This is a genomic window from Clostridium sp. (assembly GCF_036781005.1).
Lineage (GTDB): Bacteria > Bacillota > Clostridia > Clostridiales > Clostridiaceae > Clostridium_B.
In genome coordinates, this window is sequence record NZ_DAIQBT010000010.1 from 38,496 (window position 1) to 64,735 (window position 26,240).

General features: G+C 31.8%; 27 protein-coding genes. All 27 read left to right on the plus strand.

The window, feature by feature from the left end:
- Nucleotides 1–2 precede the first annotated feature (2 nt).
- The 27 genes from V7Q02_RS05915 (at nucleotide 3) to V7Q02_RS06045 (ending at nucleotide 26,240) form a co-directional block, all read left to right on the plus strand.
- A complete protein-coding gene (locus tag V7Q02_RS05915; protein ID WP_373844592.1) occupies nucleotides 3–1,067 on the plus strand; it encodes a stage II sporulation protein P in 1,065 nt (354 codons plus the stop codon).
- A gap of 70 nt (nucleotides 1,068–1,137) precedes the next feature.
- Nucleotides 1,138–1,461 (plus strand): hypothetical protein, encoded by a 324-nt coding sequence (locus V7Q02_RS05920; RefSeq protein WP_333860088.1) that lies wholly within the window; start codon nucleotides 1,138–1,140, stop codon nucleotides 1,459–1,461.
- Between the two features lie 79 nt (nucleotides 1,462–1,540).
- Complete coding sequence (gene lepA / locus V7Q02_RS05925) at nucleotides 1,541–3,349, plus strand: translation elongation factor 4 (RefSeq protein ID WP_333860089.1); 1,809 nt, start codon at nucleotides 1,541–1,543, stop codon at nucleotides 3,347–3,349.
- Nucleotides 3,350–3,360: 11 nt separating this feature from the next.
- Complete coding sequence (gene hemW / locus V7Q02_RS05930; RefSeq protein WP_333860090.1) at nucleotides 3,361–4,515, plus strand: radical SAM family heme chaperone HemW; 1,155 nt, start codon at nucleotides 3,361–3,363, stop codon at nucleotides 4,513–4,515.
- 189 nt (nucleotides 4,516–4,704) lie between these two features.
- Entirely contained in the window at nucleotides 4,705–5,745 is a 1,041-nt protein-coding gene (gene hrcA, locus V7Q02_RS05935) for a heat-inducible transcriptional repressor HrcA (RefSeq protein ID WP_333860091.1), read from the plus strand.
- A 102-nt stretch (nucleotides 5,746–5,847) separates the two neighbouring features.
- Entirely contained in the window at nucleotides 5,848–6,495 is a 648-nt protein-coding gene (grpE, locus tag V7Q02_RS05940) for a nucleotide exchange factor GrpE (RefSeq protein WP_333860092.1), read from the plus strand.
- Between the two features lie 83 nt (nucleotides 6,496–6,578).
- A complete protein-coding gene (dnaK, locus tag V7Q02_RS05945; RefSeq protein WP_333860093.1) occupies nucleotides 6,579–8,426 on the plus strand; it encodes a molecular chaperone DnaK in 1,848 nt (615 codons plus the stop codon).
- A 130-nt stretch (nucleotides 8,427–8,556) separates the two neighbouring features.
- Nucleotides 8,557–9,699, plus strand: coding sequence for a molecular chaperone DnaJ (gene dnaJ, locus V7Q02_RS05950; protein WP_333860094.1), 1,143 nt, complete (start codon nucleotides 8,557–8,559; stop codon nucleotides 9,697–9,699).
- Between the two features lie 87 nt (nucleotides 9,700–9,786).
- Nucleotides 9,787–10,725, plus strand: a complete 939-nt coding sequence (gene prmA, locus V7Q02_RS05955; RefSeq protein ID WP_333860095.1) for a 50S ribosomal protein L11 methyltransferase — start codon at nucleotides 9,787–9,789, stop codon at nucleotides 10,723–10,725.
- 28 nt (nucleotides 10,726–10,753) lie between these two features.
- Entirely contained in the window at nucleotides 10,754–11,509 is a 756-nt protein-coding gene (locus tag V7Q02_RS05960) for a 16S rRNA (uracil(1498)-N(3))-methyltransferase (protein WP_333860096.1), read from the plus strand.
- 87 nt (nucleotides 11,510–11,596) lie between these two features.
- The gene (gene mtaB, locus V7Q02_RS05965) at nucleotides 11,597–12,901 is read left to right on the plus strand and encodes a tRNA (N(6)-L-threonylcarbamoyladenosine(37)-C(2))-methylthiotransferase MtaB (protein WP_333860141.1); all 1,305 of its coding nucleotides are present in this window, start codon (nucleotides 11,597–11,599) and stop codon (nucleotides 12,899–12,901) included.
- 59 nt (nucleotides 12,902–12,960) lie between these two features.
- On the plus strand, nucleotides 12,961–13,305 hold the full coding sequence (locus V7Q02_RS05970; RefSeq protein WP_333860098.1) for a histidine triad nucleotide-binding protein: 345 nt from the start codon (nucleotides 12,961–12,963) through the stop codon (nucleotides 13,303–13,305).
- 148 nt (nucleotides 13,306–13,453) lie between these two features.
- Nucleotides 13,454–13,630, plus strand: coding sequence for a 30S ribosomal protein S21 (gene rpsU / locus V7Q02_RS05975; protein WP_007061146.1), 177 nt, complete (start codon nucleotides 13,454–13,456; stop codon nucleotides 13,628–13,630).
- 28 nt (nucleotides 13,631–13,658) lie between these two features.
- A complete protein-coding gene (locus V7Q02_RS05980) occupies nucleotides 13,659–13,904 on the plus strand; it encodes a GatB/YqeY domain-containing protein (protein ID WP_333860101.1) in 246 nt (81 codons plus the stop codon).
- 265 nt (nucleotides 13,905–14,169) lie between these two features.
- A complete protein-coding gene (gene yqfC / locus V7Q02_RS05985; protein WP_333860102.1) occupies nucleotides 14,170–14,451 on the plus strand; it encodes a sporulation protein YqfC in 282 nt (93 codons plus the stop codon).
- Nucleotides 14,438–15,625 carry a sporulation protein YqfD gene (yqfD, locus tag V7Q02_RS05990; RefSeq protein WP_333860103.1) on the plus strand — a complete coding sequence of 396 codons (1,188 nt, stop codon included), beginning with the start codon at nucleotides 14,438–14,440 and terminating at the stop codon, nucleotides 15,623–15,625. The genes yqfC and yqfD overlap by 14 nt, the downstream gene beginning before the upstream one ends.
- 20 nt (nucleotides 15,626–15,645) lie before the next feature.
- A complete protein-coding gene (locus V7Q02_RS05995) occupies nucleotides 15,646–17,772 on the plus strand; it encodes an HD family phosphohydrolase (RefSeq protein WP_333860104.1) in 2,127 nt (708 codons plus the stop codon).
- Nucleotides 17,769–18,263 (plus strand): rRNA maturation RNase YbeY, encoded by a 495-nt coding sequence (ybeY, locus tag V7Q02_RS06000; protein ID WP_333860105.1) that lies wholly within the window; start codon nucleotides 17,769–17,771, stop codon nucleotides 18,261–18,263. Before V7Q02_RS05995 ends, ybeY begins: the two co-directional genes overlap by 4 nt.
- A 46-nt stretch (nucleotides 18,264–18,309) precedes the next feature.
- Nucleotides 18,310–19,008, plus strand: a complete 699-nt coding sequence (locus tag V7Q02_RS06005) for a diacylglycerol kinase (protein WP_333860106.1) — start codon at nucleotides 18,310–18,312, stop codon at nucleotides 19,006–19,008.
- 45 nt (nucleotides 19,009–19,053) lie between these two features.
- Complete coding sequence (locus V7Q02_RS06010; RefSeq protein ID WP_333860107.1) at nucleotides 19,054–19,470, plus strand: cytidine deaminase; 417 nt, start codon at nucleotides 19,054–19,056, stop codon at nucleotides 19,468–19,470.
- Nucleotides 19,463–20,344, plus strand: a complete 882-nt coding sequence (gene era, locus V7Q02_RS06015) for a GTPase Era (RefSeq protein WP_333860108.1) — start codon at nucleotides 19,463–19,465, stop codon at nucleotides 20,342–20,344. The genes V7Q02_RS06010 and era overlap by 8 nt, the downstream gene beginning before the upstream one ends.
- A 46-nt stretch (nucleotides 20,345–20,390) precedes the next feature.
- Nucleotides 20,391–21,164 (plus strand): DNA repair protein RecO, encoded by a 774-nt coding sequence (gene recO, locus V7Q02_RS06020; protein WP_333860109.1) that lies wholly within the window; start codon nucleotides 20,391–20,393, stop codon nucleotides 21,162–21,164.
- Between the two features lie 16 nt (nucleotides 21,165–21,180).
- Complete coding sequence (locus V7Q02_RS06025; RefSeq protein ID WP_333860110.1) at nucleotides 21,181–21,792, plus strand: DUF4342 domain-containing protein; 612 nt, start codon at nucleotides 21,181–21,183, stop codon at nucleotides 21,790–21,792.
- Between the two features lie 218 nt (nucleotides 21,793–22,010).
- Complete coding sequence (locus tag V7Q02_RS06030) at nucleotides 22,011–22,655, plus strand: helix-turn-helix transcriptional regulator (protein ID WP_333860111.1); 645 nt, start codon at nucleotides 22,011–22,013, stop codon at nucleotides 22,653–22,655.
- A gap of 80 nt (nucleotides 22,656–22,735) precedes the next feature.
- Nucleotides 22,736–25,378 carry a pyruvate, phosphate dikinase gene (gene ppdK, locus V7Q02_RS06035; protein WP_333860112.1) on the plus strand — a complete coding sequence of 881 codons (2,643 nt, stop codon included), beginning with the start codon at nucleotides 22,736–22,738 and terminating at the stop codon, nucleotides 25,376–25,378.
- A 355-nt stretch (nucleotides 25,379–25,733) separates the two neighbouring features.
- Nucleotides 25,734–25,859, plus strand: coding sequence for a hypothetical protein (locus V7Q02_RS06040; protein ID WP_333860113.1), 126 nt, complete (start codon nucleotides 25,734–25,736; stop codon nucleotides 25,857–25,859).
- Nucleotides 25,860–26,024: 165 nt separating this feature from the next.
- Nucleotides 26,025–26,240 carry a helix-turn-helix domain-containing protein gene (locus tag V7Q02_RS06045; protein WP_333860114.1) on the plus strand — a complete coding sequence of 72 codons (216 nt, stop codon included), beginning with the start codon at nucleotides 26,025–26,027 and terminating at the stop codon, nucleotides 26,238–26,240.

A 26,240-nucleotide genomic window follows, 5' to 3' on the forward strand; every position in this document is an offset into this window, starting at 1 on the left:
AATTGAATTACAGAAGAAAGAGTTTCAAAGGTAAATCCAAGTTGGAAATATGTATGCTGGCAGTAACCATAATACTAGTTATCATTTTGCCTTGCATGGTAAAAGCTAATTCATACAGCAGTGATAAAAAGAGGAATATGTTTTATGTTCAAGTTTTAAATTACACCTTGTCCACTGTAAAAGTCACCTCTTTTTCAGAAGATGATATGGCAGAAAATAGTTTTTCCATAAGAAATACAGCTTTGAAAATGATAGGATTAAATACTGGTAATGTACTGTCGCTTTTAGGAAAGGAAATGGCTTTTTTGGATTTAAATGACTCAAGGGATGTGAGTTTTAATGAATTCAAATTAGAAGATAAAGAGATTAAGAAAAGCAGTGATGCATCAAATGCTGACAGCCAGAATGATTTGAATTTGGAAAACAAAACTGCAACTTTATATAATTCAAGTCTTAAAAAGACTTTAGATACCAGCAAACCCGAGGTGCTTATATATCATACCCACACCACGGAAAGCTATAAACCAGGAGAAGCAAACAGTTTTGATAATACACAAAATGTTTGTGCTGTGGGAGATGTAATAGTTAATGAACTCCAAAATAATTATGGCATATGTGCCATAAATGACAAAACGGTTCATGATGCGGAGGCTTATACTCAAAGTTATGCAAGATCTTCTGTAACTTTAGATAATTATTTAAAAAAATATGGAGATTTTAAACTTATAATAGACCTTCATAGAGATTCTGTGGAGGATAAAAAGGCAGTTACTGCCAGATTAAATGGAGAAAATGTATCTAAATTTATGTTGGTAATGGCTAGAAAGAACCCTCACTTTGACAAAAATATGATTATGGCAAATAAAATAATAGAAACTTCTAATAATTTATTTCCTGGACTTGCAAAAGGCATCTGTTATTATAATTATGGGACTAGGTATTTTAATCAGGACAGAAGTAATAATGCAGTACTTATGGAAATAGGAGCCGATATAAATACATCTGATGAATCTAAAGCTACAGGCAAATACGTGGCCAGGATAATAGCAGAAATACTTAATAAGTAAAATTTGTATAAAATTCATAAAAAGGATCATCCTTATAATGTAAACATTGTTTGTTATGGGGGTGATTTTTGTGAGTAAAAAAAGGTTTATGATGATAATTACAATTTTTATAATAATAATTTTTTCAGGATTTACAATTGTCAGTGCAAGGCTGCCTGAATTTATAAAAGATAATTCAAGTTTTAAAATAAATTGTTCCCTTTCGCCTTTTTATTTCAAGGTGGATATGGGAGAATATTCTTTATGTATAGATAATAAAATAGGATATAATTTTAAAAACGGTACAAAAAAACTTGTAAATTTCATAGGAGAGGAGATTCATTCTGGAATTTCCAAGGTTTCAGACGGAACGGAACATATACTTGAAAACATAGAAGATAAATTTACTAAATAATAGGCTTTTCACTATATATACGTTATGATATAATTTACTGTAGCTATCCATGTAGTTAGTAATATTGGAGGAAAATAGTATGCACACCGAGAGACAAAAATATATAAGAAATTTTTCTATAGTAGCTCATATAGATCACGGTAAGTCTACTTTGGCAGATAGGCTAATTGAAAAGACAGGAACGCTTACTGAAAGAGAAATGGATTCCCAAGTACTTGATAATATGGAATTGGAAAAAGAGAGAGGTATAACTATAAAATCTCAAGCTATAAGGCTTATATATAAAAGGGAAAATGGAGAAGAATATGTATTAAACCTCATAGATACGCCGGGACATGTGGATTTTAATTATGAAGTTTCAAGGAGTCTTGCAGCTTGTGAGGGAGCAATCCTAGTGGTAGATGCTACTCAGGGGATTCAGGCTCAAACTCTGGCAAATTGCTACTTGGCAATGGAACATGATCTTGAGGTACTGCCTGTAATAAATAAAATAGATCTTCCAAGTGCCAGGGCTGAGGAAGTAAAAGAAGAAATAGAAGATGTCATAGGCATAGAAGCTTCTGAAGCTCCTCTTGTCTCTGCAAAGACAGGCCATAATATAGAGCAGGTGCTGGAAGCAATAGTGAATAAAATACCACCTCCACAGGGGGATGAGAATGCACCCTTAAAAGCACTTATATTTGATTCAAATTATGATAGTTATAAGGGAGTAGTTTGCCATATAAGGGTAAAGGAAGGCAGCATAAAACCTGGAGATGAAATAAAGCTTATGGCTGCTGGAAAGATATACGAAGTTACAGAAACAGGTATATTTGTTCCAAGTTTTATGCCAAGAGGTGAATTAAAAGCGGGAGATGTGGGATATTTTACTGCCTCCATTAAAAATGTGAGAGATGCTAGGGTAGGTGATACTGTAACTGGAGCTAAGAATCAGGCAAAAGAACCTTTAAAGGGATATAGACCTGTAATTTCCATGGTATACAGTGGTATATATCCTGTAGATGGGGCAAAATATGGAGAGTTAAAGGAAGCACTGGAAAAACTTCAGGTAAATGATGCAGCTTTAAATTTTGAGCCGGAAACCTCTGTAGCATTAGGCTTTGGATTTAGATGTGGATTTTTGGGATTATTACATATGGATGTCATACAGGAAAGGATAGAGAGGGAATTTAATTTGGACATAATAACCACAGCTCCCTCTGTTATATATAAAATAGGAAAAACAGATGGTACAGTAGTGGAACTCACAAATCCTACCAATATGCCTCTTGTTCCAGAAATAGAGCATATGGAGGAACCTATAGTAAAAGCTTCTATAATAACTCCTTCTGAGTATGTAGGAGCGGTTATGGAACTTTCACAAAATCGCAGAGGGGTATTTAGGGATATGCAGTATATTGAAACTACAAGAGTATCCTTAAATTATGATATACCCTTAAATGAAATAATATATAACTTTTTTGATGTTTTAAAATCAAGAACCAGAGGATATGCATCTTTAGACTATGAGCTAAAGGGCTATAAGTCGGCTAAACTGGTGAGGCTTGATATACTTTTAAACGGAGATATAGTAGATGCATTGTCTATGATTGTTCCAGAGGAAAGAGCCTATGAAAGAGGAAGAGACGTAGCTGAGAAGTTGAAAGGCATAATTCCAAGGCAACTTTTTGAAATACCTATACAAGCTGCTGTGGGTGGAAAAATTATAGCAAGAGAAACAGTTAAAGCTATGAGAAAAGATGTACTTGCAAAATGTTATGGAGGAGATATATCAAGAAAGAGAAAATTACTTGAAAAACAAAAAGAAGGAAAAAAGAGAATGAGACAGGTAGGAACGGTGGAAATTCCGCAGGAAGCATTTATGGCTATACTGAAAACTGAAGAATAAGAGGTTATGATATGTATGGTAATAAAGAGGAAGTAAATTATAATAAGCCTATATCTTTATATATACATATTCCATTTTGTAAGAAAAAGTGTCTGTATTGTGATTTCCCCTCCTACAGTGGAAAAGAAAATCTTATGATTGATTATTCAAAGGCATTGGCCAAAGATATAGAAACTATAGGAAGCAGGGAAATAAACACTATATTTATAGGTGGGGGAACTCCCACCTATTTATCTTTGGATGCATGGTATAATATATATAGAGCCGTAGAAAAGCTGAATATTACCAAAGACTTGGAATTTACAGTAGAAGCAAATCCAGGCACTTTTACCAAAGAAAAACTCATATTCTTAAGGAATATGGGAGCAAACAGGTTAAGTATAGGTCTTCAGGCCTGGCAAAATAATATCCTTAGAAACTTGGGAAGAATTCATACCTTGGAGGATTTCTTAGAAGGATATAAAATGGCAAGGAGTTTAGGCTTTTCAAATATAAATGTAGATCTTATATTTGGACTTCCAGGGCAAACTTTGGATATATGGAAAAGTTGTCTTAAAAATGTAGTTGGAATTTTACCGGAGCATATATCCTGCTATAGTCTTATTATAGAAAAAGGTACACCTTTTTATAATTTATATGAAGAAAACAGGTTAGATCTTCCTTCTGAAGAAGAAGAAAGGGAAATGTATAATTTTGCTTTGGAGTTTCTTTTTAAAAAAGGGTATAAACAGTATGAAATATCTAATTTTTGCAGGGAGGATAATGTATGCAGACATAATCTGGTATACTGGGATTTAAATCAGTATATAGGTTGTGGTTCAGGTGCACATTCCTATGTAAAAGGGTATAGGTATAGAAACACAGAAAATATAGAACAATATATTTTGGAAGGTACAAGGGGAAGATTTTTAAGATTGGATAAATATAAGAATTCTATTTATAATGATATGGAAGAGTTTATGTTTATGGGTCTTAGAAAAGCAAAGGGAATATCTATAAATGACTTTAACAATAGATTTAGTAAAAACATTTATTCAGTATATGGAAATGTAATATCTAAATATATAAACAATAAAATGTTAATATTAAAAGATGATAGACTATATTTAAGCGGGAGAGGAATAGAGATATCTAACAGTATAATGTGTGAATTTATATTGAGTTAATTTAATTATATTAGATATTTTGAGAAAACATGAGAAAAAATCATGAATTCAGTTTTAAACCTGGTAAACTAAACTATTTACTTAAATAATATAATTTATATGATGTTGACAAAAAAAATTATGAGTGATATTTTTTAATCATGGTAATTAGCACTCAATGCTAACGAGTGCTAATAAAGAGGTGATGTTATGGAAATAGATGAGAGAAAAATAAGAATACTTCAAGCCATAGTAAATGATTATATAAATACAGCAGAACCCGTAGGATCTAGAACCATAGCTAAAAAATACAATTTAGGTGTAAGTTCGGCTACTATACGAAATGAAATGTCTGATCTTGAGGAAATGGGGTATTTGGAGCAGCTTCATAGTTCTTCAGGAAGAATACCTTCCAATAAGGGTTATAGACTATATGTAGATGAACTAATGCAAATACCCAATTTAACTCCTGAGGAACTTTATATAATAAAGAGCCAGATAATAGATGCAACTTTATTTGAAGTGGATAAGATAATAAAGCAGGCTGTTAATCTTTTGTCAGAATTGACAAAGCTTACTTCCATAGTAAAGGCACCCTCTATTAAAAAGGGACGTATAAGGCATATACAACTGATAAATATAGAATCCAGTAAAAATATACTATTAGTAATTATAGTAGACAGTGGGGTTATAAAAAATAATTTGATAAAGGTTGGTAAGGCTATTTCAGAAAGTGTTCTTGCCAAACTGAGTAATATATTGAATGCCAGACTTAAAAATTTAACTGCAGAACAGATAAACTTAAAAGTTATAAATGATCTGAGAATAGATTTAAAGGGCTATGAAGACATATTCAATAATATAATATCTGCCCTATATGAAAGTTTAAATAGCGTAGATAATTCTCAAATATATATGCAGGGTACTACTAATATATTTAACTATCCGGAATATAAGGACATAGAAAAGGCAAGAGGATTTTTGTCTATGCTGGATAATAAAGACAAGGTGAGTGGATTATTAAACAGTGCTTCAAATATTTCAGTAAAGATAGGTGAAGAGAATTATATAGAAGGTGCAGAAAATTGCAGTGTAATCTGTTCAGTTTATAGTTTGAATGGAAGACCTATAGGGGAAATTGGTGTAATAGGACCTACGAGAATGCCTTATTCAAAAGTTATATCAATATTAGAAAATGTAGTTAAGGAAATGAATTATATATTAAACCATACTTATTCAGAGGAAAAGTAGTTGATTTTTTGATTTCCAATATGGTTTTAAACTGCCTAGCATAGTGATGTAAACTAGTTGTTTAAGTAGTGATAAAATATTAGATTGGAGGAAGTTTTTAAAATGTTAAAGGAAGAAGATAAAAATACACCAGATTTTCAAAATGATGTGGAGAAAGATAAAGAAAATATGGATTTTCAGGATAATGAGAACTTGGAAAATGATAAAGATGTGGATTTAGAAATGGAAGAAGATAAGGCAGAAAATTTAGAAGAAGATGAAGTTTCAAAGGAAAATTCAGAAGAGGAATTAAAGAATGAGAATATTAAATTAAAATCTGAAAATGAAAAAATCCATATTCAATTTGAAGCTCTGCAAGATAGGCTGTCAAGAACTGCAGCGGAATATGATAATTTCAGAAAAAGGACAGCTAAGGAGAAAGAGGCTATTTATTCTGGTGCCTGTAAAGACATATTAAAAGAACTATTGCCCGTTCTGGATAATCTTGAAAGAGCTGTAGAAGTAGAAGGGGATATAGATGACTTGAAGAAAGGTGTAGAGATGACAATAAGGCAATTTAAGACTGCATTTGAGAAATTAAATGTAGAGGAGATTTCTACGGAAGGAGAGTTTGATCCTAATATTCATAATGCAGTTATGCATATAGAAGATGATAAATATGGCAAAAATTCTATTGTAGAGGTGTTTCAAAAAGGATATAAAAGGGAAGATAAAGTAATAAGGTATAGTATGGTTAAAGTGGCAAATTGAATTTTTAACATGTAAAGCTAAATTATATAAATAAGATGTATACAGGACAAATTTCAACTGATAAAATTAGGAGGTAGATTAACATGTCAAAAGTAATAGGTATTGATTTAGGAACAACAAATTCTTGCGTTGCGGTTATGGAAGGTGGGGATCCGGTAGTAATAGCAAATTCAGAAGGTGCAAGAACGACTCCCTCTGTAGTGTCTTTTCAGGCAAATGGAGAGAGATTGGTAGGGCAGGTTGCTAAAAGACAATCCATAACAAATCCTGATAAAACCATAATCTCAATAAAGAGGGAAATGGGAACAAATCATAAAGTTGATATAGATGGAAAACAATATACACCACAGGAAATATCAGCCATGGTACTTCAGAAAATAAAAGCAGATGCAGAGGCTTATTTAGGAGAAACTGTTACCCAGGCGGTTATAACAGTACCTGCATATTTTAATGATAGTCAGAGACAGGCAACTAAAGATGCAGGAAAAATTGCAGGACTTGAAGTGCTTAGAATAATAAATGAACCTACAGCTGCAGCTCTTGCCTATGGAATGGATAAAATGGATACCAACCAGAAAATATTTGTATATGACTTAGGAGGAGGTACCTTTGATGTATCCATATTAGAACTTGGAGATGGTGTATTTGAAGTTAAAGCCACAAATGGAGATACTCATTTGGGGGGAGATGATTTCGATAAGAAGATAATAGACTATATAGCAGATACTTTTAAAGCTGACAATGGAATAGATTTAAAGAATGATAAAATGGCACTTCAGAGATTGAAGGAAGCTGCAGAAAAAGCTAAAATTGAATTATCATCTTCAACTCAGACCAACATAAACTTGCCATTTATTACAGCAGATGCCACAGGACCAAAGCATATAGATATGAGTTTAACAAGGGCAAAGTTCAATGAGCTTACACAGGATCTGGTTGACAGAACAATAGAACCTATGAAAAAGGCATTAAATGATGCAGGACTTACAATAAATGACATAAATAAAATTATATTGGTAGGTGGGTCTACAAGAATACCGGCTGTTCAAGAGGCGGTTAAAAGTTTTACAGGTAAAGAACCATCTAAAGGGGTTAATCCTGATGAGTGTGTAGCTATGGGAGCAGCTATCCAGGCGGGAGTTTTAACTGGAGATGTAAAAGATGTATTACTTCTTGATGTAACTCCGCTTACTCTTGGAATTGAAACTTTAGGAGGAGTTGCTACTCCTTTAATTGAAAGAAATACTACAATACCTACTAAAAAGAGTCAGGTATTTTCAACTGCGGCAGATGGCCAGACTTCAGTGGAAATTCATGTAGTTCAAGGAGAAAGACAAATGGCTGCAGATAATAAGACCCTTGGAAGATTCACTCTCTCAGGTATAGCTCCAGCTCCAAGAGGAGTACCTCAAATTGAAGTTACTTTTGATATAGATGCAAATGGTATAGTAAATGTATCTGCAAAAGATAAAGGAACTGGAAAGGAAGCTAATATTACAATTACGGCTTCTACTAATTTAAGTAATGATGAAATAGATAAGGCTGTAAAGGAAGCTGAAAAATTTGAAGAGCAAGACAAGAAGAGAAAAGAATCTATAGAGATAAAAAATAATGCAGATCAGGTAGTATATCAGACAGAAAAGACTTTAAAAGACTTAGGAGATAAAGTTTCAAGTGAAGATAAAAAAACTATAGAAGAAAAGGCTGAAGCTGTTAAGAAAGTCAAAGATGGAGATGATCTTGAAGCGATTAAAAAAGCTACGGAAGATCTAACACAGACTTTCTATGGAATCTCCTCAAAAATATATAGTCAAAATGCCCAGCAGGGAGCAGATGGAGGGGCGAATCCAGGAGGAGGAACCACAGGGAATACAGATACCAAAGATGATAATGTAGTTGATGCAGACTACAAAGTAGACGATGATAAATAATATTTCTCTTCACGATTATATAATAGATGTGTATAATAGTAATAGTTAAGGGATGAGTTTTTAGCTCTTCCCTTAATTTAAGTAGAGATTGTAATTTATACTTTTGTTTTAGGTGGTGAAAAACACAAAAATGGCAAAAAAAGATTATTATGAAATTCTGGGACTGGATAAGGCAGCCAGTGATCAGGATATAAAAAAGGCTTTTAGAAAATTAGCATTAAAATACCACCCAGATAGAAATCCAAATGATAAGAAAGCAGAAGAGAGATTTAAAGAAATAAATGAGGCATATCAAGTACTTACAGATCCACAGAAAAAAGCTCAATATGATCAGTTTGGTACCACTGATTTCAATAATGGTGGAGGATTTCAAGGAGGATTTGGAGGATTTGATTTTTCAGATCTGGGGGGATTTGGAGATATATTTGACTCTTTCTTTGGAGGTGGATTTTCTTCTGGAAGAAGAAAAAATGGACCGGAAAGAGGTTCTGATCTTGAATATACATTAAGTTTAACCTTTGAGGAAGCAGTTTTTGGTGTGGAAAAAGAGGTACCTGTGACCAGAAATGAAAGATGTGAGGCTTGTGGTGGTACAGGGGCAAAAAAAGGAAGCCATCCTCATACCTGTAACAAGTGTAATGGTACAGGACAGGTTAGAAATCAAAGAAGTACCCCTCTTGGAAATTTTGTTACTATGACTACCTGTGATAAATGCGGGGGCAAGGGTACCATAATAAAAAATCCATGTGAAGAATGCAGTGGCAAGGGTACAGTAAGAAAGCATAGAAAGATAAAAGTAAAAGTTCCTGCAGGAGTGGATACAGGTAATATAATACCTTTAAGAGGACAAGGGGAACATGGTAAAAATGGAGGTCCTTCAGGAGATCTTTATATAAATTTACGAGTTTCTCCCCATAGTAAATTTAAAAGAAAGGGATTCGATATTTACTTAGATACACATATTAGCTTTGGAAAAGCGGCACTTGGAACTAGTTTAAAGGTTCCATCCATAGATGGAGATGTTAAATATGACATTCCTCCTGGAACTCAGCCAGGAACTGTATTTAGATTGAAGGGAAAAGGAGTTCCTAAAGTTGATGGAAGAGGTAGGGGAGATCAATACGTCAATGTAATTGTAGATGTACCTAAAAATTTAAATCAAAAACAAAAAGAAGCCCTTATGATGTTTATGGAAGCTAGTGGAGAAATTCAGCCAAGAGATGGAGAAAGAAAATCATTTATTGATAAATTATTTAAAAATGATTCCAAATAGGATTTTAAAGTTATAATAAGTAAGTATACTGACAGTTTTCGGTGTTGATGCTGCTAGTATACTTACTTGTGTAGAAGGGAGCAATATATGAATAAGGAATGGATAGAAGTTTCCATAGTTGTAAGCAGCGAAGCAGTAGAGGCCGTTTCTGGAATATTATACAATACAGAAGTTGAAGGTATATCCATAGAAGATACAAAAGATATAGAATTTAAGAAAAAACATCCTGGAGACTGGGATTATTTTGATGAGAGTCTGTTGAAAGTTGAAGAAGGAGCAGTGATTAAAGCCTATTACAGAGAAAGTGAAAGTTTTTCTAGTTATTTAGAATATATAAAAGAGAGTGTAAATAATTTAGAAGATTTGGGAATAGATAAAGGAAAAGGCTTGGTTGTAGCGAATAGAGTAAATGAAGAGGACTGGGAAAATGGATGGAAAAAGTACTATAAGCCCTATAGAGCTGGAGAAAAAATAGTAATAAAGCCTATTTGGGAAGAGTATGAAAATAAAGCTCAGGATATAGTGGTGGAAATTGATCCGGGTATGGCCTTTGGTACCGGTACTCATGAGACTACGAGAATGTGTATAAAGGCCTTGGAAAAGTATGTTAAACCTCACTCAAATGTGCTTGATATAGGAACGGGTTCTGGAATATTAGCTATAACTGCCTCCAAACTCGGAGCAAAGAAAGTTACTGCAGTGGACTTAGATCCTGTAGCTGTGGAATCTGCCTTAAAAAATATAAGTTATAATAACATAAAAAATATAGAGGTATTTCAAGGAAATCTTATGGAAGATGTTCATGGAAAGACGGATATTATAGTTATAAATATAATTGCAGATGTTATCCTTTCTCTTACAGAAGAAGTTAAAAAGTTTTTGGCTCCACAAGGAGTTTTTATATGTTCAGGTATAATAATAGACAGAAAAGAAGAAGTGGCTGAAAATCTTAGGAATAATGGATTTTTTATAAAGGAAATAAATAAAGATGGTGAATGGGTATGTATAGTGTCAACCATGAAGTGATTTTTATGGATAAAAAAGGTGATTTACCATGAATAAATTTTTTGTGTCAGAAGAGAATATAAGTTTTAATACAGCATACATTAAGGGGGATGACTTAAAACATATACATAAGGTACTTAGGCTGAAAGAAGGAGATAAGGTAAACATAAATAACTGCTATGGGAAAGAATTTTTAGGAATAATAGATAGCATAGAAAAAGATAAGGTTACGGTAAATATTGTAGAAGAACTTAAATTATATAACGAGAGTCCTGTTAAAGTATATTTGTTTCAAGGTATGCCAAAATCTACTAAAATGGATCTGATTGTACAAAAAGCTACTGAACTTGGAATATGGGAAGTGACCCCTATAATTACCAATAGAGTAGTGGTAAAAGGCGATTTTAAAGAATCTAAAAGAGTAGACAGATGGAATAAAATTGCACTGGAGGCTTGCAAACAATGTAAAAGAAGTATAATACCTACTGTAAAGTCTCCTATTTATTTTGAGGAACTTTTAAATTATTTGTCCCATATGGATTTAATTATAGTCCCTTATGAAATGGAAAAGTCTGTTGGGATAAAAAAAGCAATAGATTCTATAGAATATACAGATTCTATAGGGGAAATAGCCATTGTAATTGGTCCAGAGGGAGGATTTGAAGAAGAAGAAATAGAAGAACTTAAAAGTATTAATTCTAAAATAGTAACTCTTGGCCCTAGAATACTTAGAACAGAAACTGCGGGATTTGTATGTATGACACTTCTTATGTATGAATTGGGAGATTTAGGAGGTTTTTGTTAAGTGGAACCAATTAACACAAATAGAGTAGATTTAACACTTTCAGGCGGTGAATTTTTTTATCTATATGGCAGAAAAAAAAGAGTAGCTATAGCAACTCTCGGCTGCAGAGTAAATCAATATGAAACTGAAGCTATGGCTGAAAAATTTATTGAAAAAGAGTATGAACTTGTAAATTTTGAAGAATATGCAGATGTTTATGTGATAAATACATGTACAGTAACAAATATGGGAGATAAAAAATCAAGGCAGATGATACACCGTGCTAAAAGGAAAAATTCCAGTGCTGTAATTGCTGTAGTGGGTTGTTATTCACAAATTGCACCAGAAAAAGTATCTAAAATAGAGGGAGTAGATGTGGTTTTAGGAACTAAAAATAAGGGAGACATACTTTATTTTGTAAATAAAGCCTTTAAGGATGAAAAAAAGATAATAAAAGTAAATAATGTATTAAAAAATAAAGTGTTTGAGGATTTAAATATAAGAGAATATCAACATAGAACAAGGGCGTTTTTAAAAATCCAAGATGGGTGTAACAGATTTTGTTCCTATTGTCTTATACCTTTTGTAAGAGGACCTGTGTGTAGTAAAGAACCTGATAAAATTATAGAAGAAGTAAAAAAACTTCAAGCTAATAATTTTAAGGAAATAATACTTTCGGGGATACATATTGCTTCTTATGGTACGGATATGAGTGGAAATTGGAACCTTATTAATATACTGGAAGAAATAGATGAGATAAAAGGTATTGATAGGGTTAGAATAGGATCCATAGATCCTAAATTTTTCACAGAAGATATTATAAATAGAGTGGCAAAGCTGACAAAATTATGTCCTCACTTTCATCTTTCCCTTCAAAGTGGATGTGATTCTACTTTAAAGAGGATGAATAGAAAATATACTACTGCAGAGTATGAAAAAATAGTTTGTAAACTGAGGGATAGTATAAAAAATGTATCTATAACTACCGATATTATAGTTGGTTTTCCTGGTGAAACAGAAGAAGAATTTTTAAAAACCTGTAATTTTTTACATAAAATAAAGCTTTCTAAAATTCATGTGTTTAAATACAGCAGGAGAGAAGGTACTAAAGCTGCAAATATGGAGGGGCAAATAGAGGGGAAAATAAAAGATGAGAGAAGTAATAAGATTATGAAGTTAAATGAGGTACTGGAAAATCAGTTTATGAACAGATTTTTAGGCTATAATATGGATGTGTTATATGAGCAGAAAGTTTCAGGAGATAAGGTATATTATGAAGGTTATACGCCAAATTATATAAAGGTAATTGCAGAATCTACAGATGGGGGAAATTTAGAAGGTAGAATTTTAAATACAAACCTTAAAAGTGTAAAAGAAGGATATATTTTAGGAGAGATTAAAAATTTCATGTGATTTTAGAAGGATATTCATTATAAATTATTGAAATTATACAGTTAAAGGAGGTGAAATTTATGGAAGATTGTATTTTTTGTAAGATAATAAAAGGAGAAATACCTTCTGAAAAAGTGTATGAAGATGATAAGGTGTTATGTTTTAAAGATATAGAGCCAGGTGCACCAGTACATGTACTTATAATACCTAAGAAGCATATAGATAGTATAAATGACATCAATGAAGAGGATACTAAGCTTATCGCTTACATATACTTAATTGCAAAACAAATTGCATTTAAATTAGGTATAGCAGATAAAGGATATAGAATTGTAACAAACTGTGGAAAAGAAGGAGGACAGACAGTGTCACATGTTCATTTTCACATGTTAGGAGGAAGAACTCTAAAATGGCCTCCAGGCTAATGGAGTACAATCATGTTTAGTATAATCCGCCATGAAATTGTTGACAGTGTCTAAAGATTTATTGTATAATGGCTATGTGCTATTTGACCCGTGTTAACTGTATTTAATTTTTAAAATTAAATTGAGCTAGCGGAGGGAGGGATATAATATGTCAGAAATAAAAGTTGGAGAAAATGAAACTATAGAGAGTGCATTGAGAAGATTTAAGAGAAAATGCGCTAGAGCTGGTGTTCTTTCAGAAGTTAGAAAAAGAGAGCATTATGAAAAACCAAGTGTAAAAAGAAAGAAAAAATCAGAAGCTGCAAGAAAGAGAAAGTTTAAGTAGAGTTTTTTGAAAGAGGGTATTAAACAATATGTCCCTTAAGCAAAAGTGCCGGAAATATAATTTTAAATTAATAGGTAAGTTTAAATTAAATGCTGCAAGTATAGCTAAATGGGTTATTTTGTTAAATCAAAAATTCCAATCTATATTTGAGTTCCGAAAAGGCAAAAAATGGGATTTGATCCGTAAGATGAGATCTGAAATAGGGATTTTGTTGAATTACCTTCCTCAGCAGTTAAGTAGGGAAAAACTTTCCGTGTTTTGGGAAAGCAGTTGACAGGGTGGGTGCAGAAAGCATAAAAGATAAAAATATTATGACAATTGTTGTACTTAAGAACTATAGCTATAATATAAAGTGGTAGGCTTAGGAGTCAAATAGTAAAAAATATTTAAATAAATATAAGAAGCTGGGAGTTATCTCAGCTTTTTTATTTATGTGCTCCTAAAATGTAGTTTAACCTTTAAGGAATTTATTATAAATATGTTTCATAAATTAGTAAAGGCTATGTATTTAACATAGATAAATTTTTAGAGGTGATACTATGGGAGACAAAATGTATAATACAAAACGAAATATTGCAGATAAATTGGATTTGCCAAGAGATATAATTTTAAACATGCCTCAGATTAAAATTACGGGAAAAAATGAAATAGTAATAGAAAATCATAGGGGTATTGTGTTATTTGATGAAAATCAAATAAAAATTAACTCTGGTGTAGGCTTAATATCTATATATGGTAGTAAATTTGAAGTGCTTTTTATGGGAGGAAGCACTATAACTATAGGAGGGAGGTTTAATTCTATAGTTTATGAGGGAAATTAATAAATTTAATATAGCACACTATAGAAAAGGAATTATTTTAATCGAGATACAGTCTCTAATACCTGAAAAATTTATTAACCTTATGTGGAAAAATAATATTTATATAAAAAATATAAAAAAGAAAAGTATTACCACTATGACTATGGAAATAGACTTAAAGGATTATTATAATATAAAAGATATAGCTCAGAAAACGGGAACTAAAATAAAAATAATTAAAAGGAGAGGAATCTTATTTTTAATTATTAAACTTAAAAAGAGAGTAACATTAGCAGTAGGAATGATTTTATTTATAGGAATAATATATTATTTATCTACATTTATATGGAGTATAGAAATTACTTCTGATAAGGGCCTTCCGCCTTATATAATAAGACAGCAATTAAAAAATTATGGTATAAAACCTGGAGTGAATAAAAGCAAAATAAATATGTATAAAATAGAGAAAGAACTTATGAAAAACAATGATAATATAATGTGGGCAAAGGTAAGAATAGAAGGTTCCAAATTAGCTGTGAGAACTATAGAAAGAAAGTCCCCTCCTAACATAATTAAAGAAGAGGGTTTCTGTAATTTAATAGCCAATAAGGATGGCAAGGTATTAAGAATATATACTACACTTGGTACTCCAGTTGTAAAAGTAGGAGATGATGTGAAAAAAGGACAGATACTTGTAAAAGGAGAACAGGGTCAGGAAGCTTCCGCATATAGTGTTGCTGCAGGAGGGTATGTTATATGTAGAACTCTATATGAAGATACGGAAACGGTAAGTGTAAATAGTGTAGAAAAAAAAAGAACAGGGAAAAAGATAAAAAATTATTATATCAGTTTGGGAGGAAAAAAACTATATTTTAAAAAAAATGATAACAAATTTAATAAGTATGATAAAATAGAGGAAAGTAAATTTATATTCACAGAGGAGACTTATTTTGAGGTTAAAGAAGTTCCCATAAAAAAGGATATAGAAAAAATAGTAAAAGATACGGGCAATAAGTTATATAAGAATATATGTTCTGATTTAAATAAATCTATAAATATTTTAGATAAAGTAGTTACTTATGAACAAGGAGATTCCTGTAAAGTTAAGGTTCAGGTTATAGCAGAGGAAAATATAGCAGTTCAGGATAAAATTGAGAACATAGATAAAGAAAACCAGTATGAAGATATAAAATAGAAAACAAAGGGTGATTTTCATTGAAGAAATTATCATTGAAAAGATTTTTTTTAGGTAAAAATATTAATAAAATAATTGTTTTTGTAATAAGCTTTATATTTATTTATCTTTTACTTGCCACGGGACTTACCGCAAAAAGATATAGCCTGAAGGTAGGGGATATTCCAAAGGTTGATATAAAAGCTCCAAGGGAAGTAAAAGATGAAGTATCCACAAATGCCAAGCTGCAGCAAGCTATTGATTCTGTACCTATTCAATATAACAAGAATCCTGAAGTGAAAACAAATATATTAAATAATCTAAATGGTTTTTTTACTAAAGCAAGTCAATTGAAAGATTCGCAAATTGCAGAGAAGGATAAGTTAGAAAAATTAAAAAGTGAATATAATATGAATATAACAGAGGATACTTATAGGGATGTAATAACGCTTGAAAAAGATGACATGAAAAAACTTCAGGATTTCCTCCAGAGAATATTAGGTGATATATATGATAATAGTAACATAAGCGATAATACTCAGAATGATAATCAAGATGACATTAAAAAAGCTCAGGAAAATATATTGTTAAAGGTAACTACTTCTGACCTATCTAAGGATCTGAGAACTCTTGCAACTAATATAGCATATTCTCAAATTTCACCTAATTTTTTTTATGATAAAGAAAAAACCGAAGAATTAAGAAAAGAAGCTGAAAAAAAAGTTTCTCCTGTTATGATAAAGAAGGATCAGACCGTAGTAAAAGAAGGGGAGCCGGTAACAGAACATCAAATACAGATATTGAAGGATTTGGGTCTTTTAAATAATAGCCCTTATTTTCAATGGCATATATATTTATCACTAGCGATACTTATAATATTGATATTATTATTACAGTGGATGTATATCTATAAATATCATGAAAAAGTTTTTCAGGATGTAAAACTGATTGTGATGATAAATATATTAAATTGTACAGCTATACTATTGTCCAGAATTGTAGGAATGATTTCTCCATTTTTAGTGCCTATTACTTTTATACCTATGATAATGGCACTTTTGGTTAACCATAGAATATCATTAACATTAGGTGTGCTAAATTGTGTATTGATAAATGTGGCATCGGGTTTTAATTTGGATATAACCATATTAGCTATTGTAAATTCAGTGGTAGGATCCATTATACTTAAGAAAATGCAGCAGAGAAATGATATATTAATAGCTTCCTTGTATGTGTTTATTATAAATGTCACACTTACTTTTTCTATGGGATTTTTGGTCAGCAGCAACATATTAGATGTAGTACAGAGAAGTATATATACTGGAAGTGCGAGTATAGTCTCTGGAATTTTAGTTATAGGATTTTTACCATTATTTGAAAGTGCGTTTGATATAGTAACTACTATAAAACTTCTAGAACTTTCAAACCCTAATGCACCACTTTTAAAAAGGTTGCTTATGGAGGCTCCGGGAACTTATCATCACAGTATAATGGTGGGAAATTTGGCAGAAGTAGCTGCAGAAGAAGTAGGGGGTAACTCACTTTTGGCCAGAGTAGCAGCCTATTATCATGATATAGGAAAAATAAAGAGACCATATTTTTTCAAAGAAAATCAATTGGGCAAGGACAACCCCCATGATAAGTTAACACCTAATTTGAGTACCTTAATAATAATATCTCACGTAAAAGATGGTTCTGAGATGGCAAAAGAGTATAAATTACCTAAGATAATAAAGGATATTATAGAAGAACATCATGGTACATCCATTGTTAAGTATTTTTATTTAACTATGAAAAATTCAAGTGAAGAATATGAGAGCATAAATGAAGATGATTTTAAGTATTCAGGGCCTATTCCTAGAACAAAGGAATCAGGTATAATAATGTTAGCCGACGGCGTTGAGGCAGCAGTAAGATCCATAAACGAACCTGATGAATTTAAAATTACGCAAATGATAGATAATATATTTAGAGATAGATTGAACGAAGGACAGCTTGATGACTGTGATCTTACATTAAGGGATATGAGCAAAATAAAGAAAGCATTTTTAACAGTTTTAATTGGCATATATCACCACAGAATAGAATATCCAGAAGATAAGTTCTCAAAAAAACATGTAGCACAATTACAAGAACTTAATGTACTGAAACAGGGAGGAAAAAAATGATTTTTTTAGATAATAGACAGGATAAAATAGAAGTCACAGATGAACTTCAAAATATTGTTACAAGCAGCATAGAATGTGTTTTAAAGGATGAAAAGGTAAATGTTCCCTGTGAAATAAGTGTTGTATTTGTAGATAATGAGAATATTAAAAACATAAATAGAGAAAATAGAAATATAGATAAAATAACTGATGTCTTATCTTTTCCCATGCTGGATTATCCAGAACACCAGGTATTTAAGGAAGTTTATTTGGAGCATAAATTTGCTGAATATGATATGGATGATGGAAATTTAGTTCTTGGAGATATTGTTATATCTCTTGAAAAATGTGAAGAGCAAAGCAGGGAATTTGAGCATTCATTTTTCAGGGAAACTTGCTATTTAATAGTACATTCCGTTCTCCACCTTTTAGGGTATGATCATATAGATACAGGTGACAAGAAAATCATGAGACAAAGAGAAAAATATATTTTAGAGAAATTTAAATTGTGATTATATGGTACCATGTAAATTCTAATTTAATAAAATGAGGAGAGTCATGAAGGTAAAAAAGTTATTGGACAGTTTTAACTATGCTATCGAGGGGATAATATATTCTGTTAGAACTCAGAGGAATATGAGAATCCACATGACAGTAGCTCTTTTAGTGTTGATTATATGTTTTTTTTATGACCTAAGCAGGGCAGAAATACTAGCTGTAATAATAACTATAAGCATGGTTATTATGGCTGAACTCTTTAATACCGCAGTAGAATTTGCAATAGATGCAACCACTAACTATTATCATCCATTAGCTAAAATTTCAAAGAATGTAGCGGCAGGAGCGGTACTTATTACTGCTATAAATGCTATAGCTGTAGGATTTATAGTATTTGGAGATAAATTAGAATATATAAATTTTATAGTTATCAAGAAAGTTAGAAGTACAAGTCCCTATACCATATTTATAATATTAATGGTTGTATGTATAGCCACTATAGGGGTAAAGGCTCTCTTTGGAGAAGGAACTCCACTTAAAGGAGGTATGCCAAGTGGGCATAGTGCTCTAGCTTTTTCCATAGCTACTACTATAGCTTTAATTACGGGACAGTTAGCGGTAGTTGTCTTAAGTTATCTTTTAGCTTTTATAGTGGCACAGAGTAGGGTAGATTCGGAAGCACACTCTGTAGTGGAGGTGGTTTATGGAGGAATATTCGGGACTTTGATAACAGCTTTTCTTTTTAGAATATTTGGATAGAAAAGTTTATTTAATGGGAAAGCTTATACTTTCAGGGGGGATAATATGGATTATAAGAAGTTGATTTCTAAAGCTGTGAATGCGAAAAAACTTGCCTATGCTCCTTATTCAAAATTTAGAGTAGGAGCGGCTGTGATGACAGAGGATGGAAATATATATACAGGCTGCAATATAGAAAATGTCTCCTATGGTGCCACTAACTGTGCAGAGAGAACCGCCATATTTAAGGCTGTTTCAGAAGGACATAGGAACTTAAAAGCTATTGCAATAGCAGGATCAGATAAAGAATATACCTATCCCTGTGGTATATGCAGACAGGTTATTTCTGAGTTTGCAGGAGAAGATATGAAAATTATAATAGTAAAAAATGAAAATGAGTATATGGTAAAAAAGCTGGAAGAAATTTTACCCTATGCATTTATAAAAAAACATTTGGAAAATAGGGAGAAAGTGTATGATTAAATCGGGATTTATTACAATCATAGGAAGACCTAATGTAGGAAAATCTACATTATTAAACAGTATTATGGGAGAAAAACTATCTATTGTGTCTTGTAAGCCACAGACTACCAGAAATAGTATACAGACTATTTTAACCAGGGATGATTTTCAATTGATTTTTGTAGATACACCAGGTATACATAAACCTAAACACAAGCTTGGAGATTATATGGTAAAAACTGCAGAAAGTTCTTTAAAGGATGTGGATTTGATACTTTTTTTAATAACTCCTGATGTGGAAATGGGAAAGGGAGATGCATATATTCTGGAACAGCTTAAAAAAGAAAATATACCTGTATTTCTTGTAGTAAATAAAATAGATGAAAATCCCAGGGAAAAAGTTGCCCAAACTTTAAAAAATTACTCAGAGATTTTTGATTTTGCAGAGCTTATACCTATATCTGCATTAAAACAAAAAAATGTAGAAGAGCTTATAGAACTTATGGTAAAGTATATGCCAGAAGGACCACAATATTATCCAGAGGATATGATAACGGATAGGCAGGAAAAATTTGTAGTCAGTGAAATTATAAGAGAAAAAGCACTAAGACTGCTTTCAAAAGAAGTACCTCACGGCATAGCAGTGGATATACTGTCTATGAAAAAAAATTCCAAAGGATTGTATAATATAGAAGCAACTATACTTTGTGAAAAAGAGTCTCATAAGGGAATAATAATAGGTAAAAAAGGGACTATGTTAAAAAAGATATCCACTTATGCCAGGGAAGATATTGAAAAATTTTTAGATTCAAAGGTTTATCTGGAAGTTTGGGTTAAGGTGAAGAAAGAATGGAGAGACAGTGACAGAATGCTGAGAGAGTTAGGATATAAATAAATTAATATAGAAATTTATTTTTAAATAAGGGATATACTAAATTAAAGTGGGGGATGATTTTCTGGCTATATTTAAAACTAGAGCTATAACTATAAAGACGCAGGATATAAAAGAATCAGATAAGTTAGTATGGCTTTTTACTGAAAAACTTGGTAAAATATCTACTATAGCTAAAGGTTCTAAAAAAAGCAGAAGTCCGCTATTTTCTACTACTCTTCAGTTTTGTTATGGAGATTATGTGGTTTATAAAGGAAAAAGTTTGTATGTTATAAATGAAAGTAGTTTGATAGATTCATTTCAAGATTTATTAAATGACTTAAATGATTTAACGTATGCTTCGTATTTTTGTGAACTTATAGATATAGCGATGGATGATGGGGAGAGTAGCAGAGAACTTTTTAGGTATTTGGCTACTTCTTTTTATCTTATAAGAAGCCACGCAATGGATATTGAAACTTTAGCGAGAACTTTTGAATTGAAAATTTTAAAAGCTACGGGATATGGACTTAATTTTGATTATTGTGCTCTATGCAGAAAAAAAATAACATCTTTTGAATATTTGCATCTTCAGTATTTAGGAGGAATTTGCAGAGAATGTGATAAAAAAAATAGTATGCATATAAGTTATTCTACCTGTAGTGCATTAAAGTATCTGTCTGGTATTTCCATGGAAAACGTGTATAAGGTTGTTTTGACTAAAGAGGTAAAAGAAGAATTATATAAAGTCTTGACGCTTATTATTTCTCAAAATTATTTCAGAAAACCCAAAAGTTTAGACATTTTAAGAAATCTTACAAATTTTGAAAAGAATAAAGTGTAAAAAAGGAGAGAAAAATATGAGTGAAGTAACATTAGAAAAAATTGATATTATAAGAGAAAGAACTGGAGTAACCTACTCCGAGGCAAAGGAGGCATTAGAATTTTGTGATGCCAATGTAGTTGATGCACTTATATATATAGAACAGAATAAAAAATCCTATAAGGACAATTTATACACAACAAAAGATGAATTTTTGCAGTGGATAAAAGATTTAGTGAATAAAGGAAATGTAAACAGGATAAAAATAAAAAAAGATGACAGAGTGGTGGTGGATATTCCTGTAAATGCAGGTATTGCTGCAACTTTGACGGCTCTTATATGGCCGCCTCTTATAGCTATAGGTATATTAACTGCAGTAATTACTAAAGTAACTATAGAAATAACCAGAGATGATGGAACAGTAGAGATAGTAAACAAGATAATAAAAACTGGAGTTAAAAATACAGTAAATGATATGAAAGACAAGGTATATGATGCGGCCTCTTCAGTTAAGGATAAATTTTCAAATAAAGAAAAAGAAGAGGATAAGAACACGTATAAATATACCGTAAAATTCGATGATATAGATGATGATATAGATGAGGAAGAAAAAGAGTATGGCGGGAATAATGAGGAACACAAAGAGTAAATATCATTATGATATATAATGAAAAACAACTGTATTAAAGGCTATTGTTTGTGTAAATATGGATAGTAATAATTTTAATCGTAATGACAATTTTCAGTAAAGAATGAAATCATATACTATTCACCCACATATATATGGTATAATAAGCTCGGGAACTTATACTAAATTCCTCTTAGTAAATGTTTGCACAATTACTTAATTTACTATAGAGAGAGAGGGTGGACATCATTAAACTATCATCAAGGCAAGAGAAAATAATAGAGTTAGTAAAAGAACATGCACCTATAACTAGTGAACAGCTTGCAAATAAATTAAATGTTACAAGAGCGGCACTTAGACCGGATTTAGCTATACTTACTATGACGGGAATATTAGAGGCGAAACCTAAGGTAGGATATATATATTCTAAAAAACCTTCATATAGTTTGATATCTGACTATATTATGAATGTAAAGGTGAAGGATATAATGTCAAAACCTGTAATGTTAGATGAAAATACTACTGTATATGATGCCATAGTATATTTGTTTTTAAATGATGTAGGAACTTTGTTCATAGAGAACAATGGAATTCTTATAGGAGCTGTTTCAAGAAAGGATTTCTTAAAGATAGCCATAGGAAGCAATGATATGCATAAAATACCAGTGGGCATAATAATGACTAGAATGCCTAATATTGTGTTCGTAGAAAAAGAAGATGCTGCATACCTGGCAGCTCAGAAGATAATGGAACATGAAGTTGATAGCCTTCCAGTGGTAGAGAGAGCCTATGATGAATCAAATAATGAAATTCTTAAAATTATAGGAAAAGTTTCAAAGACCAATATAACAAGACTTTTTGTAAAAATAGGGGAAAATAAATAGAGTTAATGAGCAGTTTAATTATCTGCTCATATTTATAAAAAATATGTGTAAAATCTTGTAAGTAAAGGAGAATGTGTCCTATGCAAAATAAAAAGTATGTGTATCTCTTTAATGAAGGAAATGCTAGTATGAAAAATTTGTTGGGAGGAAAAGGAGCCAATCTGGCTGAAATGACAAATTTAGGAATACCTGTTCCCGCTGGATTTACTATATCTACAGAAGCATGTATTAAATATTATGAAGATGGAAAGGAAATATCACCTGGTATTATAGAACAAATTTATTCTTCATTGAAAGGCATAGAAGAAACTACAGGCAAAAAATTTGGAAGTGTGGAAAATCCACTTCTAGTTTCAGTAAGATCAGGAGCCAGAGTTTCTATGCCTGGAATGATGGATACTATATTAAATCTGGGGTTAAATGATGATACTGTAAAAGGACTGGCTAAATTGACTGGCAATGAAAGATTTGCCTATGATTCTTATAGAAGGTTTATTCAAATGTTTTCCGATGTAGTTAAAGGCATTGAAAAGAGGAAATTTGAGGATATACTAGAAAGTGCCAAAGATGCAAAAGGAGTTGAATTTGATAAGGATTTAAATTCATCTGATTTAATTAACATAATTAAAAAGTTTAAAGAAGTCTACAGAAGTGAAATAGGAAAGGATTTCCCTCAAGAACCCAAGCATCAGTTAATTCAATCTGTTACAGCTGTTTTTGATTCTTGGGAAAATCCAAGAGCTGTAGTTTATAGAAGGCTTAATGATATTTCAGGTAAATGGGGAACAGCAGTGAATGTTCAATCCATGGTGTTTGGAAATATGGGGGAAACTTCAGGTACAGGAGTTGCTTTTACCAGAAATCCTGCTACAGGAGAAAAGTCTATATTTGGAGAATACCTTATAAATGCACAGGGAGAAGATGTAGTTGCAGGTATAAGGACACCAGAGCCTATAACTAAGCTTAAAGAGGATCTTCCAGAGTGTTATTCACAGTTTATGAATATAGCTCAAAAATTAGAAAATCACTATAAAGATATGCAAGATATGGAGTTTACCATAGAACAGGGTACTTTGTATTTCCTCCAGACTAGAAACGGAAAAAGAACGGCTCAATCTGCTCTTAAGATAGCAGTGGATATGGTGGAAGAAGGGCTTATTACCAAAGAGGAAGCAATACTTAAAGTGGAGCCTAGACAATTGGATACTTTGCTTCACCCTAATTTTAACAGTGAAGAGTTGAAAAAAGCAACTGTGATAGCTAAAGGGCTTCCGGCATCTCCAGGAGCTGCTTGCGGCAAAATATATTTTACTGCAGAAGATGCCAAAAGACACCACGATGAAGGTGAGAAAGTAATACTTGTAAGACTTGAAACATCTCCAGAGGATATAGAAGGAATGGCAGCTTCAGAAGGAATACTTACCATAAGAGGAGGAATGACATCTCATGCTGCTGTTGTAGCCAGAGGTATGGGAATCTGTTGTGTAGCTGGATGCGGTGGCTTAATCATAGATGAAAATACCAAAAGTCTGCGAAGTTCCAATAAAGTTTATAAAGAAGGAGACTACATATCATTAGATGGGAGTACCGGAAATGTATATGGAGAATCAATAAAAACAGTATCACCAGAGATATCTGGACATTTTGAAATTTTTATGGAATGGGCAGATAACATAAGATATTTAAAGGTTAGGACAAATGCAGATACACCAAGGGATGCAAAACAGGCCATCGAATTTGGAGCTGAAGGAATAGGGCTTTGCAGGACAGAGCATATGTTTTTTGATGAAGATAGAATAGCAGAAGTAAGAGAAATGATAGTGTCAAAAACAGAAGAACAGAGAAGAAAGGCATTAAGTAAACTGCTTCCAAGACAAAAAGGAGATTTTATAGGAATATATGAAGCCATGGAAGATAAACCTGTGACAATTAGATTTTTAGATCCTCCATTACATGAATTTTTGCCTACTGAAACTGATGATATAAAAAATTTAGCAAAGGATATGGGGATAAATTTTCAGGAATTAAAAGACACTATAGATTCATTACATGAATTTAATCCTATGATGGGTCATAGAGGTTGTAGATTAACTGTTTCCTATCCTGAAATAGCGGAGATGCAAACTAGGGCTATTATTGAAGCTGCTATAGATGTTAAGAAAAGAAAAGGCTATAATATAGTACCGGAGATAATGATACCTCTTGTAGGAGAGATAAAAGAATTAAAATATGTAAAAGACATAGTTGTAAAAGTAGCAGATGAAATAATACAAAAGGAGAAATTAGATTTAAAGTATAAGGTGGGAACTATGATAGAAATTCCAAGAGCCGCCCTTACAGCAGATGAAATAGCAAAAGAAGCAGAATTCTTCTCTTTTGGAACCAATGATTTAACCCAAATGACTTTTGGATTTTCCAGAGATGATGCAGGTAAATTCTTAAATGATTATTATGAAAAGAAAGTGTATGAATTTGATCCTTTTGAAAAGTTAGATCAAATTGGAGTGGGAAAACTGGTTGAAATGTCTGTGGAGTTAGGTAAGAAAACAAGGCCGGATATACATCTTGGAATATGTGGAGAACATGGAGGAGATCCTTCTTCTGTAGAGTTTTTTCATAATGTAGGACTGGATTATGTATCTTGTTCCCCTTTTAGGGTTCCTGTAGCAAGATTAGCAGCAGCACAGGCTCAGGTAAAACATCCAAGACCAAGTTCAAAGTAAAATAAATAGTTGTAAGAGTGCTTGAAAAGCCTTATATAATAAGGGTTTAGAGGTATTTATATTATAAGAATTATAGAGTATTGAAACTTTAAATTAGTAGTTAATTTTAGTTTCAATGCTCTATTTTAGTTGCAAAGTGGTATTATAGAGATGAAAAAATACGGGAGATAAATTTTGTCATGGAAAAAGAGATTGAATCTAGGGATAAGAAAATTATGGAACTAAAAAACAACTGGATTTTTTAAAAAATTAAATTATCAATAAAAACAAGAAGATTTTTGGTAAAACAAGTGAACAGTTAAATGCTAACCAGGTATTCTTTTTTAATGAAGCTGAATAGTATTTAGATGTAAGGATGGATGAGCCAACCATGGAAGAAATAACTTACAAGAGAAAAAAAGCATCCAGTTATGTAGGAAAGAAAGACAGCTTTAGGATTAATAATCGTTTATTAAGACATAATGCTCATGGACTTAATTGAAAAGAAAGATTTCTAATTTTAAAAATTAGTTTTGAATAATCAAAATAGTTATTTGAAAAAAAGTATAATTATATAGTATAATATCCATAATTGAGTATAGTTGTATAAAGGCAGTAATGCTTGAATACTTACTAATGACCATGTAAAAATGTAGAGAGGTAAAATATGGCTGTTTCTTATAATGGATTATGGAAATTATTAATTGATAAAAATATGAAAAAAATGGATTTAGTTAAAATGATTGGTATTAGCAGTAGTACCCTTGCAAAAATGAGTAAAGGTGAACTAGTATCTATGAGGATTTTGGAAAAAATTTGTCAATCTTTGAATTGTGATTTTGGTGATATTATAAATTACGAAAAAAAAGAGGCGAATAAATAA